Origin of the sequence: Baekduia sp. (genome assembly GCF_035996765.1) — a bacterium.
Classification (GTDB): domain Bacteria; phylum Actinomycetota; class Thermoleophilia; order Solirubrobacterales; family Solirubrobacteraceae; genus Baekduia.
In genome coordinates, this window is sequence record NZ_DASYJG010000023.1 from 135,719 (window position 1) to 153,779 (window position 18,061).

Consider the following 18,061-nt stretch of genomic DNA (forward strand, 5'->3'; position numbering starts at 1 on the left):
ATCGACAGTCACGTAGACGAAGATCCGGAGGGTGTCGTCGGGGCCAATCGGCGGAAGGCCGAAACCGACCGTGTCGAGCTGACACTGCACCGGAGCGCTGGAGGGCTGGGGAGTGCTCGAGCAAAAGCCAAAATCGGCGAGGTCCTGGGTGCCGCCACCAAACGCATCGGGAAGCCCGGACCAATAGAAAGCGACGCGTTGGACCGTCAAACCGGGGGGCAGATCGTCGGTGACAGAGACGGAACTACCATCGGTGGGCTGAGAACCGGCGTTGATGGCAGTGAGTTCGTAAGCGTCACACTTGACGTCAGCGGGAACGAAGCTCAGGGTCGAAAGACACTTGGCGTTGTCTCCGGCCGAGAAGTTGGTCGGGGTGGGGAAACTGTGGACGGTCCAGCCCGGTGCTGGGGCCGCCGCAGCCGCAGCATTGGGCAGGCCCGCGGTCGAGAGAGCCAGCAGGGCCATACCCGGGAGAAGAACGTGGATCGACATCCGCTTGAGCGGGGTCACTCGACGCGCGGCGACGAGCGCGACGGCAAGCAACACGCGGATCGCGGAGACAAGATAACGAGCGGTGATCACTTTGCTGACCTCCCGGTCGCGTTGGCTTCTCGAGCGTTGCTCTTCCGTGACTTCTTGCACGTCTTGGTTCCTTGCTTCTTGCACGTCTTGACCTTCTGCTTCTTGACCTTCTGCTTCTTGACCTTCTGCTTCTTGCACGTCTTGGTCTTGCGCTTTTGGCACGTCTTCTTGGACGGGGTGGCGATCGTGCCAGCGAGATCCCGGACCTGGTTGCCAGGGCCATTGAAGTCGGCGGATGCGGGGCTCGGGTCGAGCGGAACGCCAGACGGCGGCGACTTGCAGCTGTCGCCTTGACATGGCTCGGGCGGCGGGGCGTAGGGAATGCCGCCGCCAACCCGAGCGTCGTAAAAGTCGAGCTGGGTGTCGGTGTCCTGCCCGACCAGGCGGTCGGTGGTCGAGAAGAAGACATTCTGGCCGGTCGCATCGACGCCGAGCAAGGCGACTGAGCTGAGGGCATCGGTGGGCTCGTTGTTCCCGCCCGGCGGCGCAATGGCGGAGGCGTCGCGGCCATCGGAGATGAGGGAGACTTTGCCTTCGTGCCACTCATAGACGTTCTGGGCGTATTGCGGCTGGTAGAAAAGCGTTCCCACTACCACGTTGTCGAGCGCACCCGGGGTCAGGGCCGCGGGAGATTCGAAGAAGACGTAGGAACCGTCGTGCGACATAGTCGGATCGGCACGGACCGACCCGGCACCAAAGCTTAAGGGGAGAATGGTGGCTGAATCAGCACCCGCGTTGCCGTTGTCGTTGAAGCCGTGCTCGCCGACCGAGATGCGGATGAGCTGGCCAGTCTGGGCGTCGTAGCGGAACACCTGGGCATGCGAGGCCGTTCCGTCGGGGGTGAGAGCGGCGTGGCTCATGAACACCAGGAAGCGGCCACCCGGAGTGACATTGGCGAGGTTGACCCCGCCCTGAAACCCTGCCCAGGTGATGTTGTTACCGTGAATGAAATCGAACTGACTATCCGAATCCGGAAGGGCGACGATGAAGTCGACACTTCCGCTCACGGCGTCATAGACGTAGAGGTTGTGATCACCGCTGTGGGCGGTCTGACCGTAGGCGTTGGGGGCGGGAGTGAGGACGCCCTTGGCGGCGAAGTAGACGTGCGAGCCATCGGCGGAGATGGCCTCGACCCCCTCTACTCGAGGCCCGCTGGGAGTGGGGTCTCCAGAGGCGACCGCGGTGAGACGATTGCCCGCAGGACGCGAAAAATCGTAGAGGTAGAGGTTCTGTGATGCCTGGGTCGCCTGATCGGTGAGCTGCTGGGTGGAGGAGAAGAAGACACGCGAACCGTCAGCGGAGGCGCCCTGGAAGAGCGCATTGGCGGGCGAGGAGGTAAGGCAAGCGGCGGTAGTGCAGGCGGCAGCGGAGCGCTCGGAGATGGCGACGGTGTGGGCGCTTGGCAGCTCTCCGTCCACACGGGCGTAGAGGGTGTCTGCCGGGACGGAGGTCGAAGCGTTCGCACCCGAGCCGGAAGCACACTGCTGCGCGGTGAAGAAGACGGTACGACCGTCGGCTGACATGGGGTTGTAGGCGGAACTGACCCCCGGACCGTTGCCGCCGAGCACATTGCCACAGGTGCTCAACAGGTCGGTGGAGTCGGCGCCCCCGCTCACGGCGACCATGAAGGGCTGGGAGTGGTCCGTGCCGACGTACTCGTAGAGCCCTGCGCTCGTGCTCTGGTCGAAGGGCCATCTCTGAGCGCCGCCGCTCGAGGTCGCGGCCGACATGTAGACGAGGTGAGAGTAGTCAGCGGTCGCTGCGATTCCACTCGCGGGTGCGACATCGGGCCTCGACGGTGGCAGAATCGGGCCGAGCTCACGGAGGGAGCCATCGCTGGCGCGGATGTACCAGTTGTCTTGTCCGGCCGGCGGGCTGGGGGCGCTGAAGAGGGCGGTGCCGAGATCGGCACTACTGGTCCAGGGAGTGTTGGAATCGAGCTCGCTGCTCGATGGTGAGAGCGAGTGAGCGGTCCAACCGCTGTCAGAACGGGCCAAGGAGTACGGCGTGCCCTCCAGAGCGCGGTTCGCGTTGCAGGAGCCCGAGTCGGCAAAGCATTGGACGCTCGGAGCGATGACACGGGAGCCATCCTGCGAGACGCTGGTGAGCGAGCCCGCAAAAACGACCCCGATCAGGGCACCGTTCTTCTGTGGTGGGGTCACCATCTCGTAGGCGCGACCATCTGTGAGGCCCTGTCCGGTGGTCGAGTAGGCAAAGGTGTGGTCGCCACCGACGGTCGTGCCATGGTTGGAAATGGCGACAACGCGCCAGTGATAGGTGGTGTTGGCGGTGAGGCCTGAGAGGTGCGTGGTGACGAGGTGATCACTTGCGTCAGCCGCGATGGAGGCAGCAGCGGGTGAGCAGGGCTCGCTAGCGCCGTAGGAGGTGTCGGTGCCCCAGTCGAAGCGGCAGTCGGTGAGCTGACCACGGGGGCTGAGCTGGGCATTCAGGTCCGCCTCGGTCGTGGTGAGGTCCGAGACGAAGGCGGCGTGGACGACCGGTAGGCCGAAGGTCGTGAAGGGCTGACCAGCGGCATTGGTGGTGCCGTCGGAGTTGGTGGCGACGAGGCGGACGTGGTAGGTGGTCTCGGCGGTGAGGCCGGTGAGGTCGGCGGAGACGTCGGCCGAGGCGGAGATCGGGGTCGCCGGGGAGCAGGACGCCTGGGTTGCGCCAGTGAAGCCGTTTGCCTGGAAGGAGGCATCGTCGGCGTATTCAAAGTGGCAGTCAGTGATAGCGCCGCCGCCGCCCGAGTCGACGTGCCCGCCTAGGGTGGCGGTGGTAGTACCGACCGGACCGGCCGGGGCGAGGGTGAGGTCCACAGCGGCCGGAGTGGTGAAGGGCAGCTCGGCGGCGGTGTTAGTGCCGTTGGGGCTTTGGACGATCAGGCGGACGTGGTAAGTCGTTTGGGCGGCGAGACCCGTGACGTCGGCGTGGACATCGGCAGGGGCGGAGAAGGAGTCGCCCTCGGCGCAGGGTGCGACGGTGGCGCCAGTGAAGCCGTTCGCCTGGAAGGACGCGTCGTCGGCATATTGGAAATGGCAGTCGGTGGTATCGGGACCGCCGGCGGGGTCGAGGTGGCCATTGAGGGCGGCGGTGTGCTTGGTGACCGCGGTGACCGGATTGGTGACGGTGTCGGGAATCGTGACTGGGGCGAAGACCACGATCTGGCCGTCGGTCCTGTCGGCGGCATAGACGGTGCCGGTGGACGGGTCTGTGGCGAGGCCGACACCGGTGGTGAGATGCCCGGAGCCGAAGGTATCGGCCGGGTTGCAGCCAGCGGCGTCGGCCGGAACGCAGGCGGGGAAGGTGTAGTGCTCGATCGAAGCCCCGAGGTCGACGTAGAGGTCGCCCGTGGTCGTGTCGGCGGTGACGCCCGTGGTCGAATCCGAGACGGTGACCTGGCCGATGTCGGTGCCGTCGGCCTGGAACTCCTCGACGGACGGATCACCGTTGACCTTGAAGAAGTTGCCCGAGCCATCGATGGCGAAGCCATTGGCGCTCGTGCCGCGGGCGGTGGTGAAGTCGGTGGTGAAGGAGCCGTCCTGGGCAAAGCGAAAGAGCCGGGTGTTGGTGTCGAAGACGTTGAGGTCGCCAGCGGTGGTGTCAACGGCGATGCCGGCGAGGGCGCCGAAGGGGCCGTGGGTGGCGGTGGAGCCGTCGAGCTGCCCGCCTGAGCCCCAGGCGGTGATCAGGCTGCCGGAGGCGCTGAACTTCTGCACCTGGTTGGTTGCGGTGTCGCCGATGTAGACATCACCTGCGGAAGCTCCGGCGGAGTTGTCGACGGCGATGAACGTCGGGGTCGTGAACTGTCCCGCACCGGTACCCGAGAGCCCGGCCTGGCAAGAGAGGGTGCACGTCTCAAGCGCCGGAAGGCCATCGGCCACGCCCCAGCCCCAGGCGCGGATGAACGAGCCGCCCGAGGAGAACTGATCGACCCGGAAGTTTCCCGTGTCGGCCACGTAGACGTCATGCGTCGTGACGTTGACCGCCACACCCGAGGGAGCCGACACCTGACCGGCGCCAGAGCCCGAACTCCCGAAGCTCGCCGAGAACACATGGGTCTGCGAGGCCGAGGCCGACGCCACACCGAAGACGAGCAGGGCGATGGTGGCGAGCGTGACAAGCCGCGCCACCCGGAGGGGGCGAAGCGAGACGCCCGCCGCGCCAGCGCCGGCATCAACCAAACGGTCAGTCATGCAGGTGGTCCTTCTCGTCGTGATCTCGGAAACGGCGGTGCTCATCGGTGATAGGTCCATCGAACGACCTCGCTGCAGCAACTCGGGCATCTCAAGCTTCCTTCCGACCAGCGGCGGCCCAGGCCCCGTCGGTCAGTCGCGACGTGTCGGACCGCAGGTCGCGGACCGACCGCACCGCGTCCTCGCCGCGCGCGGTCAGTCGCCACGCGTTGGTGCGGCCCTCCTTGCGGCATTGCACGATCTCCGCACGCCGCAGGCGCGCGAGGTGCCGGCTCATCTGGCTCTCATGGCGTACATCAACGGCCCGCGCCACCGCGATGTTGGTGGCGTCGGGATGACGGTCGAGGTACTCGAGCGTCTGACGCGTGAGCTCGGTGACCAGCAGGCCAAGGTCTTCGGCGCGGACGTCTGACGGCGTCCAGCGGGCGACGAACGTCGTGGGATGGCCCAGCGCGCTGGCCCGGATCACCGCGCGGCGCCGGCCGATGAAGGGCGTGAGCAGCGCGTAGATGGCCGGGGCCGCGAGGTCGCCGTGCTGCCCGTCCTCGAGAACATCGCGCCGCAGGAGCTCCCACACGCCGCCCAACGCCGCGGCCAGGACCGTGTCGGTCGGCACCGCGATGCTCGGCGGCTCGCCGAGCAGCCGGCCGATCTCGTCGATCGTCGCGCTCCGCAACGCCAGCCCCTCGTGCCCCGCGGCCAACGGCGCCACGACACACAGGTGTCCGAGGACCCGGTCGGCGCAGAGCGTCCCGACCAAGGCCCGCATCGCCGCGACGGCCCGGTCCTCCCACTCCGGGCCAACCGTCAGGACCGCCTCGGCGACGCAGCCGACCAGCCGGCCCTGTGCCTCGGCCAGCGTGTCGTGCAGGCAAGCATCGCGATCGACGTACAAGTCATAGAAGGTGCGGCGAGAGATCCCCGCGCGCTGGCAGACGTGGTGGACGCCGATCGCCGTGCCGCCGAGCTCGGCGATGAGCTCCCCCATCGCGGCGACCAGGCGGTCGCGCTGGGTCGGCGAGCCGCCGGCGAAGCCGGCACGACGCGTGCCGCGCGCGCCATCGGCTTGCGAAACGGCAGGGACCAGCGATGTCCTGCGAGCAGGAACAGCGGACACAACATCTCCTCCAGCAGTGATCTCTCAGACCCACGGCGAGCACCACTTGGCGCTCTCCGCTCCTCCACACCAACGCCCTGCCAATCCGGCAACCCGTGGTGCGTCGAGCACCGTAAACGGCTGGATGTGCGGAGTCAAGTTTTTACGACACGAAACTTTCTTGACGTCCGCCGGAGGCCGAACTTAGCGCGCTGTCAGCGCAGCTCGACGGCGTCGGGGACGCCGTCTTCGGGCTCCGCGAGCGCGAGGCCGAAGAACCAGGCGTCACCCAGCCCCTCCAAGGCGATCTGCTCGGCACGACGCAATCCCGGATCGCCGGCGACGCCCCTGCGCCGCAGAACAGCGATGACCTGCCACAGCGTCGGGCCGTCGCGCAGGTCAACCGCCTCGCGCACCAAGAGCTCGAGGTCCTCACCACCGCCACCGGCATCCAGCAGCGCCTCGACCTCGGCCGCCAGCAGCGACGGGCGCAGCGTCGCCGCCGCCACATCGGCCGGCGGCGGCTCGTCGGTGAAGGGCGCCAGCGCCAGCGTCGCCAGCTCGCGCCGGCGCTGTGCCAGCGGCTGCCCGGGCGAGTGGCGCAGGCCGTCGACGGCGATCGCGTCGATGGCGGTCAGGATCATCTCGATGCCCACACCCCCAGCAGCGGGAAGGGATTCGGGCGCGGCCAGCGCGTCGAGGACCGGCGCGCGGACCGCGTCCCGCGCCGCACGTGCGCGCTCGCCGGCGGCCGGCAGATCGCGCAGGCAGGCGATCGCCCAGGCGCTGTCGCAGTCGAGGATCGTCAGGTAGGTGCTCAGCGCGGCGGTCGCGCCCCGCTCCCAGTCGGGCTCGGCCCGCAGGGCGCGCAGGATCTGGGGGACGGCGTAGGCGGCCGCGACGTCATAGGCCCAGATCAGCGCCTCCTCCTTGCCGGCGAAGAGCTCGAAGAACGCTCGCGGCGTGACGCCGGCGCGCCGGGCGATCGCCTCCTCGGCCGTCTGGCCGTAGCCGCGCTCGGCGATCTCGCGCACGGCCGCGTCGACGATCCGCGCCCGGCGGTGAAACGCTTGGGCCTCGGCGGGCAGGCTCTCCAGCTCGTCCGCCTCGATCCAGGCAACACCCGCGTTTCCCAACATCAGCGCATAGTAACCCCGTGTGCAAGTTCTGCGAGCCGAATCTTTCTTGGACTCGCGAAAAACCCTGCGGCGAGGGAGTGGCGGGTATCCTCTCGCCCGTATGGCGTCCGCCCGTCAAGAGCCGTCTGCTCGGCCGTTGCGCGGCCCGCGAACGCTCGACGCCGGCGCCCTCGCCGGCCATCAGCGGCGGCGCCTGCACCAGGCCGCCGCGCTGCTCTTCACCGACCGCGGCTACAGCGCCACGACGGTCCAGGACCTCGCCACCGAGGCGGGCGTCTCGACCGGCACGTTCTACATCTTGTTCGCGGGCGGCAAGCCCGAGCTGGCGCTCGAGGCTTGCGACGCCGGCATGCAAGCCGCGTGCGAGAGCCTGCGCGCGCGGCCGATCGATGCCGGCGAGCTCCAGGACCGGCTCGCCGCGGTGCTCACCGCGGTCGTCGAGATCATCCTCGCCGACGCGGCCGCCGCGCGCCTGGCGCTGGTCGATGTCGCGGCCGTCGGCCAGCGCGGGCTACTGCGCCGCCAATCGCTGACCATCGGCCTCCACGACCTGCTGCGCCAGGCCGCGACCGTCAACGGGAGCCCGGTCCTCTCCGAGACGGCGCTGACCGTGCTCGCCGGCGGGACCCTGCGGATCTTCGACGGCCACCTACGCGCCGGCCGGCTGCGCCCGCTGCGGCCGGCGGCCTTGGACCTCGCCGCCTGGGGCGCGCTGTACGAGAGCGCCGCACCCCGGCGGCTCCCGGCGCCCAACCCGTTGTTGATGGCGTCGCAGCCGGAGGCGCCGCGCCAGCCGCCGCATCCGCTGCCGCGCGGCCGTCACGGGCTGCCGCCGGGCTTCGTGCGCCGCAACCAGCGCACGCGCATCCTGGAGGCGGTGCTCGCCGTCGCGGCCCAGCCCGGCTTCGAGGCCGCGTCGATCCGCGAGCTGTTCGCCGCGGCGGGCCTGTCGCCCGAGGCGTTCTATGAGCACTTCTCCTCCAAGGAGGACGCGTGGGAGACCGCCTTCGACCAGGCCTTCGTCGCGCTTTTCGGCGCCGCGTGGCACGCCGCCCTGCCGCACCGCGACCGGCCGGCGAAGGTCAGCGCCGCCGTCGGCGCGGCCCTCGCCCTCCTGGCTGCCGAGCCCGGCTACGCCCGGCTGCTGCTGGTCGACGCGCCGTCGGCCGGCCGCGCCGGCCAGCCCGCGATCGACGATGCGCTGCAGGCGTTCAGCCGCCTGCTGACCCGCGCGACGGCGGGCCCGGCCGAACAGCCGAAGCTCCTGCCCGTGGCGATGGCCGCCGGCATCGCCGAGCTGGTCGGGGGCTGGGTGCTCGACGGCCGGACCGCGCAGCTCCCGGCGCTGCAGGCGCCGCTGGTCGAGCTGATCCTCACCCCGGCGCTCGGGCTCCGCGCCGCCTCACGTGCGGCTGACGCCGCCAGCCGGGCCGTGCCCGCCGGCACGGGCATCGACGACCGCCGCCGCCTCATGGACGCGGTCGCCGAGACCGCGCAGCGCGACGGCCTGGACGCCGCCGGACTGTCGGATGTCGCCCAACGCGCGGGCGTGGAGCTCGATGTCGCGCACACCCTCTTCACCGACGAGCTCGACGTCGCCGTTCAAGCGCTGGACGCCTGGGCCGGGCAGCTCGTCGTCGTCGCCGCGGGCGCCTTCCTCGGTGCCGCGGGCGATCCGCCGCTGGCCGCCCATCAAGCGCTCCAGGCTGCCGTGTCGCACATCGCGCGGACCCCGGCGCTCGCCGCGCTCGCCGTCTCCGACGACCCGGCGCTGGCCCAGGCCGTCTCGGGGCTGCGCGAGCGCTACATCGCCCTGTTCTTCTCGCTGATCGCCGGCCAGGTGCCGGCGACCGAGCAGCGCGCGCCCCAGCCGTTCGCCGCGCTGGAGGTCGTCCTCGACGGCATCCTGGCCGTCCTGCGGCGCTTCGCCCGCGAGGAGCGCGTGCCCGAGTTGACGGCCGAGCTGCCGACGCTCAGCCGTCAGGTGTTGACGCCGTTCTTCGGCGCCGATGAAGCGCAGCGCATCGCCGAGCTCTCGGCCGCCGCGTCGCCGCCGCGCTGAGGCATTCCCTCCTCCCGATACGCTCCCCGACCGAGAGCCAGCGGTGTTCCTCGAAGCCATGAAAGTCTTTCGAACACGTCTGGCTTTCTCGATTGGACCCTGCGTATGGTGCACCGTATGGGTCAGTCGGGTCTCCCTCTGTCAAGTGTTTCACCCGAGGCATGGGCGGAGCTCGACGGACTGCTCGACAGCGTCGCCGCGTTCACCCATGCGCTGTTTCACCGCGTCGCGGCCGCGTTCATGGACGCATCAGACGATGCGCCCTACGCGTTGCACCGGGCACTCGAAGTGCTGGTGTATGACATGGTCGACGCGCCGGAGCTGACCTACCGTGCGACGGTCGAGCTGCCGGGCCTCGGCCCGCTGGTCTATGCCCGCCACAACGAGATGCTCGACCTCTTCTGCGAGCTGCTCGGGCCCGGCTTTGCCGCGCTGGACCTTGACCCACCGGACCATGAGACCGTGTCGCTGTGCATCGGCGGCGGCGTCTGGGAGACGGTGCGCCGCCATGCCCTGGCTCGCCGCCTCCACCAACTCCCCGACAGCCTGCCGGCCCTGAGCTACGTGTGCGTCAGCACGTTCTTCGGCGACGCCCAAGCGCGCCGCGTCGGCGCATTGGTCAACCACGCGCAGCGGCGCGCCGCCTAGTCGAGGCGACACGCCGGGAACGCGGAAGCGGACCGTTGCTCAGCTACCGGCGGGGAACAGCTGGGTGCCGGTCTTCGTGATCGAGCCGTCGGCCTCGAGCTGCTTGGCGTAGCGATAGAGGCCCGTGGGATCGACCTTCAGGGCCTTGCCGATCTCCGGGACGGTGATGCCGGGGCGCTCGGTGACGAGCTTGAGGAACTGCTCGCGGCGGCCACCGGCGCGGGGGCGGCGCGGGGCCGCGACCTTGGCCTTGCTGGTCTTGCGGCGCGTCGACGCCGCGCTCGAACGGCGTGCTCGGGTCTGGGCGGGCTTGGCGGCCCTTGCCGCCGCCGGCTTGGAGGCCCGGCCGGCCGCGCGGTCGAGATTGACGCCGAGGCGTTCCGCAACGCGGCGTAGCTCCTCGATCTCAGCCAGCGCCGGCTGCAGCTGCTGATAACGCGCAACGATGGATGCTTCTAGCTTCTTGAGGTCGTCGAGGACGGTCATGGTGGCTCTCTTCGAGGATTACGGGTCAGTGTCCTGCCTGGAAAGCGCTACTCAATCATGCACTGTCTACTCTTTCCAGTCACATGGATGGTATTGACTCCGATCGCCTCGCCGACGCGCTGCGTGTTCTCAGCGAGGTCGAGCAGCTTCCTACCGAGCACCCTGACGCTGTGGCGATCCGGCGGGCCGTCGGCCGGCTGTTCAAAACTGTCAAGCAACAGCGGCGTACGCAGCGACGCACAGCGATCCGGATCAATGACGAAGCGGTCACGGCCGCAACGGCGACCGGCGCGCCCGGGCGGATCGATGACGAGACCCAAGGCCGACCGCTGACGGCACGCGCGGTGGGACCGTCGGCAGGCACGCTCCTGCGGGCGCGGGCGTGTTACATCTGCAAGCGGCGCTACGTCGAGGTCGACGCCTTCTACCACCAGCTCTGTCCGCCGTGTGCCGCGCTCAACCACGAGCGTCGCGATGCCCGCACGAACCTGACGGGCCGCCGCGCCCTGCTCACCGGCGGCAGGGCCAAGATCGGCATGTACATCGCCTTGCGTCTCCTGCGCGACGGCGCGCATACGACGATCACCACGCGGTTTCCCAACGATGCCGTCCGCCGGTTCGCCGAGATGGAAGACAGCGGCGAGTGGCTGCATCGGCTGCGGGTCATCGGGCTCGACCTGCGCGACCCGAGCCAAGTGATCGCGCTTGCCGACGAGGTCGCGTCGCATGGCTCGCTCGACATCCTCATCAACAACGCCGCGCAGACCGTGCGCCGCTCGCCCGAGGCATACGCGCACCTGGCGCGCGCCGCACAAGCGCCATTGCCAGCGGGGCAGCTGCCAGAGATCGTGACGCTCGGGCGCGCGGGCGCGACTGACAGCCTCCCGGAGGGCGGCTGGGCGCCGACGCCGCACGCCCTGACGGCACTGGCGCTGACCGCCGGCTCGGCGTCGCCGGATCGCATCGCCACGGGCACTGCGATCGACGCCGGCGGGCTGGTGCCCGACCTGGATGCGCACAACAGCTGGAGCCAGGTGATCGACGAGGTTGATCCGGTCGAGCTGTTGGAGGTCCAGCTCTGTAACCAGACCGCCCCGTTCATCCTGATCAGCCGGCTGCGTGGCGCCCTGACAGCTTCCGAGGCACGACGTACCTATGTCGTCAACGTCTCGGCGATGGAGGGTCAGTTCGCCCGCGGCTACAAGGGGCCCGGCCATCCGCACACCAACATGGCCAAGGCCGCGCTGAACATGTTGACGCGCACGAGCGCGACAGAGCTGCTGTCGGAGGCGGGCATCCTGATGACCAGCGTCGACACCGGCTGGATCACCGACGAGCGCCCGCACCCGACGAAGATGCGCCTGGCCGATGAGGGCTTTCACGCGCCGCTTGACCTGGTCGACGGCGCCGCGCGGGTCTATGACCCGATCGTGCGCGGCGAGGCGGGTGAGGATGTTCATGGGGTGTTCTTGAAGGACTACGCGCCGGCGGCGTGGTGAGCGCCGCGCGCGCGTAGGGTCATCACCTATGGATGACCAGCACGCCCGCGCCGTCGCCTTCCGCGCGCTGCACGACCGCGACGCGCCGGTGCTGCGCCTGCTCAACGCCTGGGACGCGGGCAGCGCGAAGGTGCTCGTCGCCGCGGGCGCGCCTGCGCTGGGGACCACGAGCGCCGGGGTGGCCTTCGCGCTCGGGCTTCCGGATGGTGAGCGGTTGGGTCGCGACGCGATGCTCACGGCCGTCCGCGCGATCGTCGGTGCCGTGGCGGTCCCGATCAGCGCCGATCTCGAGGCCGGCTATGCGGACACGCCGGCCGGCGTCGCCGAGACCGTGCGCCTCGCGCTCGACGCGGGCGCGGTCGGCTTCAACCTCGAAGATGGCCGCGCCGATGGAAGTTTGACGCCGGTCGACGAGCATGCCGCACGGGTGCGCGCGGCGGCCGATGCCGTGCGAGCGGCCGGGATCCCGGCGTTCATCAACGCGCGCACCGACACCGTCTGGCTGCGCGCTGGCGACGAGGCCGAGACGATCGCGCGCCTGCGCGCGTATGCCGACGCGGGCGCCGACGGTGTCTTCGTCCCAGGCGCCACCGACCCCGCGCTGCTGCGTCGCCTCGTCAACGCCACACCGCTGCCGCTCAACGTCCTGAGCCATCCGATGCTGCCGTCGGTTGGTGTGCTCGGACCCCTCGGCGTCGCGCGCGTCAGCTCGGGCTCGGGGCCGGCACGGCTGGCGTTCTCGGCCGCCTACGCGGCGGCCGAAGAGCTGCTCGGATCACCCGGGACCTATGGCGACGGCGGCGGCCTCTCCTACAACGAGATCAACGACATCATGAACAGAGGGTCGTAGGCCATACGGCCGAGATCGTGGGATACGCGTCCTTGTGGCCAAGCCGGTGACCGCTCAGGCTGCGGTGCGTGCCCAACCTGCTCGGAGACATCGGAACGATCGAATGGTGCCGGAGGACCAACGGCATCCTCGGTCGTGGCGAGCGCGCGCGCTTCACCGCCGCCACCGTGCTGGCCGCGGCGCGCATCATGCCGCGACTTGTGGCGGCGCGCGCGGGCCGAGGTGGCTCCGGCGGTCCGGACCCGTCCGAGCTGACGCCGCCCGACACCGCGTTCACCCGCGAGGTCCTGGACGCATGCGCCGACCTCGACCCGATGCTCGTCGAGCACGGCTACCGCTCCTATCTCTACGCCCGCGCGCTCGGGCAGGTCGACGGCGTCACCTGCGACGACGAGGCGCTCTTCGCCGCCGCGATCCTGCACGACTACGCCTTCGGCGAGATGGACACCATCTCGGGCAAGTGCTTCACCTTGGTCGGCGCCGAGGTCGCCGCCGACCTGCTGGCGACCTCACCGCTCTCCGACGTCCTGCGTCACGACGTGCTCGACGCCATCACCTTGCATCTCAACCCGAAGGTCAGCGTCCAGCAGGGCGCCGTCCAGCACCTCGTCCACGACGGGATCGTGCTCGACGTGCTCGGCATGCGGGCATGGGAGCTCGACCCGGCCGGCGCCCACCGCGTCCAAGAGCGCCACCCGCGCCACGGCTTCGCCGCCCGCGGCGAGCCACTGCTGCGCGCGCACGCCTACCGCGTCCCCGGCTGCCGCGCCGGCGCGCTGCTGGCGACGGGCTTCGGTCCGGCATTGAGAATGGCCCCCTGGCGCGAACGCGACCCTTCCGTCACGGCTTCGTAGGCGGATCCATCCAAGCGAGCTCTAGGCGTTTGAAAGGCAAACCGCGCCCGGACCGCCCACGCCGCCCTGGCCTATAGCTTGGTCGGAGTGCCGACGACGAATCGCTTTGCGCGTCCGCTTGCCGAATTGGATCCAGAAGAGCGCGGGATCGCGGAAGAGGCGGTGAGGGCAGCTCACGAGACGTTCCAGCAGTTCGCAGATCGTCCAGGCTCCGAGTACTACACGGCCCGAGAGCTCAAGCCCGAGGCCACCTGGCAGCGGGTGACCGAGGAACTCGCCCGCGTGTCCGTGATCGCCGCAGTTGAGGGCGCTCGCGACCACGACCTGACGGTCGACGACATCGAGCAGATTCACGAGGGGATCTTCGCGCCCGTGTTCGGAACGTCGCAGGGCTTTCGCACGACGGGCGAGGGAGTGCTCTTTCCGGTGGTCCTTGGCACACGTGAGGCGCCGGTCGTGGTGCAGCGCCGCGGGGTTCGCCACAAGCAGATCAGGAAACGGATCGAGAAGGCGCTGGCCCGGTTTCAAGACGACGTCGCTGAGCTCCAAGCCGCAGCCGATGCGGGTGGCGTTCCGCTTCGTGCGGCGATCGTGCCCCCGCTCAGGTTGTACGCCCGACTCATCAGCATCCATCCGTTCGTCGACGGGAACGGCCGTACGGCCTGGGCCGCCTTCTGTTACGCGCTTCTGCGATGCGGACTCTTGCTGGTCGCGATCCCGCCGACCCCCGAAACTCGATGGGCTCTCGGTATGGCCATCAGGGCCGACCGAAGGCAAGAAATCGAACCTTTGGTCGATATTGTCGAGCAGACGATCAGGCGCTCAAGCGCGTGACACCATAGCTGCTCTCGGGTACGTTCTTTCTGCCAATGACGATTCAATTCTCCGACTACGACGGCCCTACGGGGCTCTGTGTCGCGACCGGGAAGCAGATCCTGCCTCTCACGTCGTCGGCTGGCGCAGTGGCGTTCGTCGGAAGTGCAGCGCAGTCGGGCATTGGCAATGCCCAGGATTCGGCCGACGCTCAGCGCTTGATTGACGCGGCGTTTGCCGCCGCAGCCTAGTCCGCGCTCGTAACCTGGAGGCCATGCGTCACACCCCCGCGCACGCCGTCGATGACGAGCAGACCGTTCGGCGGCTGATCGCCGAGAACCCTTGGGCGACGATCGTCAGTAACAAAGATGGCGAGCTCGTCGCCTCGCACTACCCGGTGCTGCTCGACGACCGTGATGATGATCAGCTGGCGATCGTCACCCATGTCGGCCGCCCCGACGATCAAATTCATGATCTTGGTTCGGGCGAGGTGCTGTTGATCGTCGAGGGCGTCAACGGCTACATCTCGCCCAGCTGGTATTCCGAGATCCCCCATCGCGCCCCGACCTGGAACTTCAGCGCCGCCCACTGCTACGGCGTGCCCGAGCTGCTGGAGCCCGAGGAGAACCTGCAGGTCCTGACCCGCCTGGTCGCGCACTTCGAGCAGCACGTCGACGAGCCGGCCTATCTCGACCCCGAGGTCGGCGCGCGGCTCGCACCCGGGACCGTCGGCCTGCGCCTGCCGATCACCCGCTTCGTGTGCAAGGTGAAGATGAGCCAGGACAAGGACCCGCAGAGCCAGCGGCAGGTCCTCGAGGCACTGCGCCGCCCCGGGGCCTACGAGCACCCGGCGCTGGCGGACGCGATCGAGCGCGCGCTCAACGCCGAGTGACCGCGGGCGCTAGCCGCCCTGCGCCAGCTCGGAGACCGGCTGCCACTCCCGCCAGGTCGCCAGCCGGTTCTCATAGTCCTTCTCGGCGATGCCCAGCGGCGCGCTGCCGAAGAAGACGCGCAGCGGCGGCTGCTCGGCGTCCACGACGCGCAGGACGGCCTCGGCCGATGCGGTGGGATCGCCCGGCGTGTTGCCGGCGCGACGGCGGTTGGAGGCCTCGTGCTGCGACGCGTAGGCGTCCAGCGGCTCGGCGTGCCGGGCAGACGATCCGCCCCAGTCGGTCGAGAAGCCGCCCGGCTCGATCAGCGTCACGTGGATCCCGAAGCCCTTGACCTCCTGAGCGAGCGCCTGGCTGATCCCCTCCAGCGCCCACTTCGAGGCGTGGTACATCCCGATGCCGGGGAACGCCGAGATCCCGCCGATCGACGACACCTGCAGGAAGTGCCCGCTTCCCTGCTCACGCAGGAACGGCAGCGCCGCCTGTGTCACCCACAGCGCGCCGAACAGGTTGGTCTCGATCTGCTCGCGCGCCTCCTGCTCGCTGAGCTCCTCGACCATGCCGAACTGACCGTAGCCGGCGTTGTTGACCACGATGTCGAGCCGCCCGAAGTGCTCGTGGGCGTGCGCCACCGCCGCGAAGACCGCCGTGCGATCGGTCACGTCGAGCGCCAGCGCGAGCAGCGCGTCGCCGTGTTTGGCAGCGAGGTCGTCGAGCGTGCCGGGATCGCGTGCCGTCCCGACGACGCGGTCACCGCGCTCCAGCGCCGCGATCGCCCACTCGCGCCCGAAGCCGCGCGACGTGCCGGTGATGAACCATGTCTTGGGTGCCATCGCTCCACGGTAGCCTGGCGACACCATGACCTCGCACGACCGCATCACCACCCCGTTCGGTGCCACCTCGACCGCGGCGGAGGTGGTCGCCGGGATCGACCTGGGCGGCAAGCGCGCGATCGTCACCGGCGGCTCGTCGGGCATCGGGGTCGAGACGGCGCGGGAGCTGGCGCGCGCAGGCGCCGCGGTGACGCTCGCGGTGCGCGACACCGAGGCAGGCATCCGGACCGCCGCCGACATCATCACCTCGACGGGCAACAAGCAGGTCGACGTCAGCCAGCTCGATCTCTCCAGCCGGGAGTCGGTCGCCGCGTTCGTCGAGGATTGGAAGGACCCGCTCGACATCTTGGTCAACAACGCGGGCATCATGGCGTTGCCCGAGCTCGAGCTGACCGCCGGCGGCTGGGAGCTGCAGTTCGCGACCAACCACATCGGCCACTTCGCGCTGACGGTCGGGCTGCACGGTGCGCTCGCGGCCGCCGACGCGGCGCGGATCGTCTCGCTCAGCTCCCGCGGCCACCTGCGCTCGCCGGTCGTCTTCGAGGACATCAACTTCAGCTCGCGGCCGTATGACCCGTGGCTGGCCTACGGTCAGTCGAAGACCGCCAACATCCTCCTCGCCGTCGAGGCGACCCGCCGCTGGGCCGCCGACGGCATCACCGCCAACGCGGTCCACCCAGGCGCGATCGCCGAGACCAACCTGTCCCGGCACATGGACGCCAAGGCCTTGGCGGCCCTGCGCGCCTCCGGTCAGTTCACCTTCAAGTCGACCGAGCAAGGCGCCGCGACGAGCGTCCTGCTCGCCACCTCGCCGCAGCTCGAGGGCATCGGCGGCCGCTACTTCGAGGACTGCAACGAGGCCGAGCCGGTCGACCCCGCCACCGAGCTGCCCGCCTCCGGCGTCGCGGCCTACGCGCTGGATCCGGAGAACGCGCGACGTCTGTGGGAGCTGACGCTGGAGGTCGTGGGGTAGCCGGGCCCGCCGGCGTTGGCTGAATTGCACGGCGGGGCGTGCGCGGAATCTAGGATGGGTGTCATGGACGGCTCGCGATGAGCTATCGCCTTGATTTGGGAGTGCCCGTCCCCGACGCGCTGCGCGCCGTGCTCGTGGCGCGCCTGGAGCATGCGCAGGCCGCGTTGCGCGACGCCGACCCGGACACGGCCGCCGAGGCGATCCACGATGCGCGCAAGGACATCAAGAAGGCCCGGGCGCTGTTGCGCCTCGCGCGGCCCGACTTGCCGGACGCGGCCTACCGCAGCGAGAACGATGCGCTCCGTGACATCGCGCGCTCGCTGTCGGCCACGCGCGAGGCCGACGTCCTGGCCGAGACGCTCGAGCTCGTCGCCACGCGGCTGGTCGGCCGGATGCCGGAGCTCGAGCTCGACGCGCTGCGCGTCCGCGTCGCGGAGCTCGCGGCGGCGGCGCGCCCGCAGGAGACCGCCGGCGGTGGAACGATCTCCAAGCAGACCGCCGGCGCACTCGAGCAAGCCGTCGCGCGCGCTCGCGTGCTGGAGCTCGACCACTGCGACACCGACACGCTGGTGGCCGGCAGCGTCCGCGCGTATGCACGCGGCGCCGACGCGCTGGCCGTCGCGCAAGACGACACGACCGTCGAGCATCTGCACGACTGGCGCAAGCGGGCCAAGGACCTGTGGTACCACCAGCGGCTGCTGCGCGACGCGTGGCCCGAGCTGCTCAAGGCCCAGGCCGGCGCGGCCGACCGGCTGACCAAGCTGCTCGGCGACGACCACGATCTCGCCCAGCTCGCCGAGCACCTGCCCGACGAGCCGATCGTTCTGGAGGCCATCGCCGAGCTGCGGACCGAGATCCAGGCCGACGCCTGGGAGCTCGGCCGGCGCGTCTACGCCGAGAAGCCGAAGGCGTTTGGCCGACGGCTGGCGCGGTACCTCGCATCAGGTTGATACTGGGCGCCATTGGCGCTCAGCGCGAACGTGGGTCGCGGGCGCGCGGCGGGATGTGTCCGCACCGAGGGCGAGAAGCGCTTGCGGCAGCGCAACCGTGGCTGGTGTGGTTGGCCTTGGGGCAGCGCGGGCGGGCGATCCGCGGCCGCATCATCGACTCGTAGAGATCCGGGGCGTCGCGTGGTGAATT

At 69.7% G+C, this 18,061-nt stretch carries 15 protein-coding genes; 10 read left to right on the forward strand and 5 right to left on the reverse strand.

The features are described from left to right. Positions 1-578: 578 nt before the first annotated feature. From VGO10_RS04800 to VGO10_RS04810, 3 genes are all read right to left on the reverse strand, one after another. Positions 579-4,868, reverse strand: a complete 4,290-nt coding sequence (locus tag VGO10_RS04800; protein WP_327465709.1) for a hypothetical protein — start codon at positions 4,866-4,868, stop codon at positions 579-581. A gap of 1 nt (position 4,869) precedes the next feature. Then, positions 4,870-5,895, reverse strand: a complete 1,026-nt coding sequence (locus VGO10_RS04805) for a hypothetical protein (RefSeq protein WP_327465711.1) — start codon at positions 5,893-5,895, stop codon at positions 4,870-4,872. Between the two features lie 194 nt (positions 5,896-6,089). Further along, the gene (locus VGO10_RS04810) at positions 6,090-7,013 is read right to left on the reverse strand and encodes a helix-turn-helix domain-containing protein (RefSeq protein WP_327465713.1); all 924 of its coding nucleotides are present in this window, start codon (positions 7,011-7,013) and stop codon (positions 6,090-6,092) included. 100 nt (positions 7,014-7,113) lie between these two features. On the opposite strand from VGO10_RS04810, the gene VGO10_RS04815 reads away from it, so the two are divergent. Further along, the gene (locus VGO10_RS04815; protein WP_327465715.1) at positions 7,114-9,075 is read left to right on the forward strand and encodes a TetR/AcrR family transcriptional regulator; all 1,962 of its coding nucleotides are present in this window, start codon (positions 7,114-7,116) and stop codon (positions 9,073-9,075) included. A 117-nt stretch (positions 9,076-9,192) separates the two neighbouring features. Continuing rightward, positions 9,193-9,723, forward strand: a complete 531-nt coding sequence (locus VGO10_RS04820) for a hypothetical protein (protein WP_327465717.1) — start codon at positions 9,193-9,195, stop codon at positions 9,721-9,723. Between the two features lie 39 nt (positions 9,724-9,762). Here the strand turns inward: VGO10_RS04820 and VGO10_RS04825 are convergent, their stop codons facing one another. After that, the gene (locus VGO10_RS04825) at positions 9,763-10,209 is read right to left on the reverse strand and encodes an HTH domain-containing protein (RefSeq protein ID WP_327465719.1); all 447 of its coding nucleotides are present in this window, start codon (positions 10,207-10,209) and stop codon (positions 9,763-9,765) included. An 83-nt stretch (positions 10,210-10,292) separates the two neighbouring features. Here VGO10_RS04825 and VGO10_RS04830 point away from each other — a divergent pair, with 83 nt between their 5' ends. From VGO10_RS04830 to VGO10_RS04855, 6 genes are all read left to right on the forward strand, one after another. Beyond that, a complete protein-coding gene (locus VGO10_RS04830) occupies positions 10,293-11,708 on the forward strand; it encodes an SDR family NAD(P)-dependent oxidoreductase (protein WP_327465721.1) in 1,416 nt (471 codons plus the stop codon). A gap of 28 nt (positions 11,709-11,736) precedes the next feature. Next, a complete protein-coding gene (locus VGO10_RS04835) occupies positions 11,737-12,558 on the forward strand; it encodes an isocitrate lyase/phosphoenolpyruvate mutase family protein (RefSeq protein WP_327465723.1) in 822 nt (273 codons plus the stop codon). Between the two features lie 68 nt (positions 12,559-12,626). Next, positions 12,627-13,412 (forward strand): hypothetical protein, encoded by a 786-nt coding sequence (locus VGO10_RS04840; protein ID WP_327465725.1) that lies wholly within the window; start codon positions 12,627-12,629, stop codon positions 13,410-13,412. Positions 13,413-13,499: 87 nt separating this feature from the next. After that, entirely contained in the window at positions 13,500-14,246 is a 747-nt protein-coding gene (locus VGO10_RS04845; protein ID WP_327465727.1) for a Fic family protein, read from the forward strand. Between the two features lie 35 nt (positions 14,247-14,281). Continuing rightward, a complete protein-coding gene (locus VGO10_RS04850) occupies positions 14,282-14,476 on the forward strand; it encodes a hypothetical protein (protein ID WP_327465729.1) in 195 nt (64 codons plus the stop codon). Between the two features lie 23 nt (positions 14,477-14,499). Further along, positions 14,500-15,117 (forward strand): FMN-binding negative transcriptional regulator, encoded by a 618-nt coding sequence (locus tag VGO10_RS04855; protein WP_327465731.1) that lies wholly within the window; start codon positions 14,500-14,502, stop codon positions 15,115-15,117. Positions 15,118-15,126: 9 nt separating this feature from the next. Here VGO10_RS04855 and VGO10_RS04860 read toward each other — a convergent pair whose 3' ends face one another. Next, on the reverse strand, positions 15,127-15,948 hold the full coding sequence (locus VGO10_RS04860) for an SDR family oxidoreductase (protein ID WP_327465735.1): 822 nt from the start codon (positions 15,946-15,948) through the stop codon (positions 15,127-15,129). A 25-nt stretch (positions 15,949-15,973) separates the two neighbouring features. On the opposite strand from VGO10_RS04860, the gene VGO10_RS04865 reads away from it, so the two are divergent. Next, a complete protein-coding gene (locus VGO10_RS04865; RefSeq protein ID WP_327465737.1) occupies positions 15,974-16,921 on the forward strand; it encodes an SDR family NAD(P)-dependent oxidoreductase in 948 nt (315 codons plus the stop codon). A gap of 77 nt (positions 16,922-16,998) precedes the next feature. Then, positions 16,999-17,871 (forward strand): CHAD domain-containing protein, encoded by an 873-nt coding sequence (locus VGO10_RS04870; RefSeq protein WP_327465739.1) that lies wholly within the window; start codon positions 16,999-17,001, stop codon positions 17,869-17,871. Positions 17,872-18,061 lie beyond the last annotated feature (190 nt).

Excerpts from the sequence above, each read along its gene's own strand:
- VGO10_RS04800 (WP_327465709.1), bottom strand. The coding sequence starts at position 4,868 with ATGCCCGAGTTGCTGCAGCGAGGTCGTTCGATGGACCTATCACCGATG.
- VGO10_RS04810 (WP_327465713.1), bottom strand. The coding sequence starts at position 7,013 with ATGTTGGGAAACGCGGGTGTTGCCTGGATCGAGGCGGACGAGCTGGAG.
- VGO10_RS04815 (WP_327465715.1), top strand. The coding sequence starts at position 7,114 with ATGGCGTCCGCCCGTCAAGAGCCGTCTGCTCGGCCGTTGCGCGGCCCG.
- VGO10_RS04820 (WP_327465717.1), top strand. The coding sequence starts at position 9,193 with ATGGGTCAGTCGGGTCTCCCTCTGTCAAGTGTTTCACCCGAGGCATGG.
- VGO10_RS04825 (WP_327465719.1), bottom strand. The coding sequence starts at position 10,209 with ATGACCGTCCTCGACGACCTCAAGAAGCTAGAAGCATCCATCGTTGCG.
- VGO10_RS04830 (WP_327465721.1), top strand. The coding sequence starts at position 10,293 with ATGGATGGTATTGACTCCGATCGCCTCGCCGACGCGCTGCGTGTTCTC.
- VGO10_RS04835 (WP_327465723.1), top strand. The coding sequence starts at position 11,737 with ATGGATGACCAGCACGCCCGCGCCGTCGCCTTCCGCGCGCTGCACGAC.
- VGO10_RS04850 (WP_327465729.1), top strand. The coding sequence starts at position 14,282 with ATGACGATTCAATTCTCCGACTACGACGGCCCTACGGGGCTCTGTGTC.
- VGO10_RS04855 (WP_327465731.1), top strand. The coding sequence starts at position 14,500 with ATGCGTCACACCCCCGCGCACGCCGTCGATGACGAGCAGACCGTTCGG.
- VGO10_RS04860 (WP_327465735.1), bottom strand. The coding sequence starts at position 15,948 with ATGGCACCCAAGACATGGTTCATCACCGGCACGTCGCGCGGCTTCGGG.
- VGO10_RS04865 (WP_327465737.1), top strand. The coding sequence starts at position 15,974 with ATGACCTCGCACGACCGCATCACCACCCCGTTCGGTGCCACCTCGACC.
- VGO10_RS04870 (WP_327465739.1), top strand. The coding sequence starts at position 16,999 with ATGAGCTATCGCCTTGATTTGGGAGTGCCCGTCCCCGACGCGCTGCGC.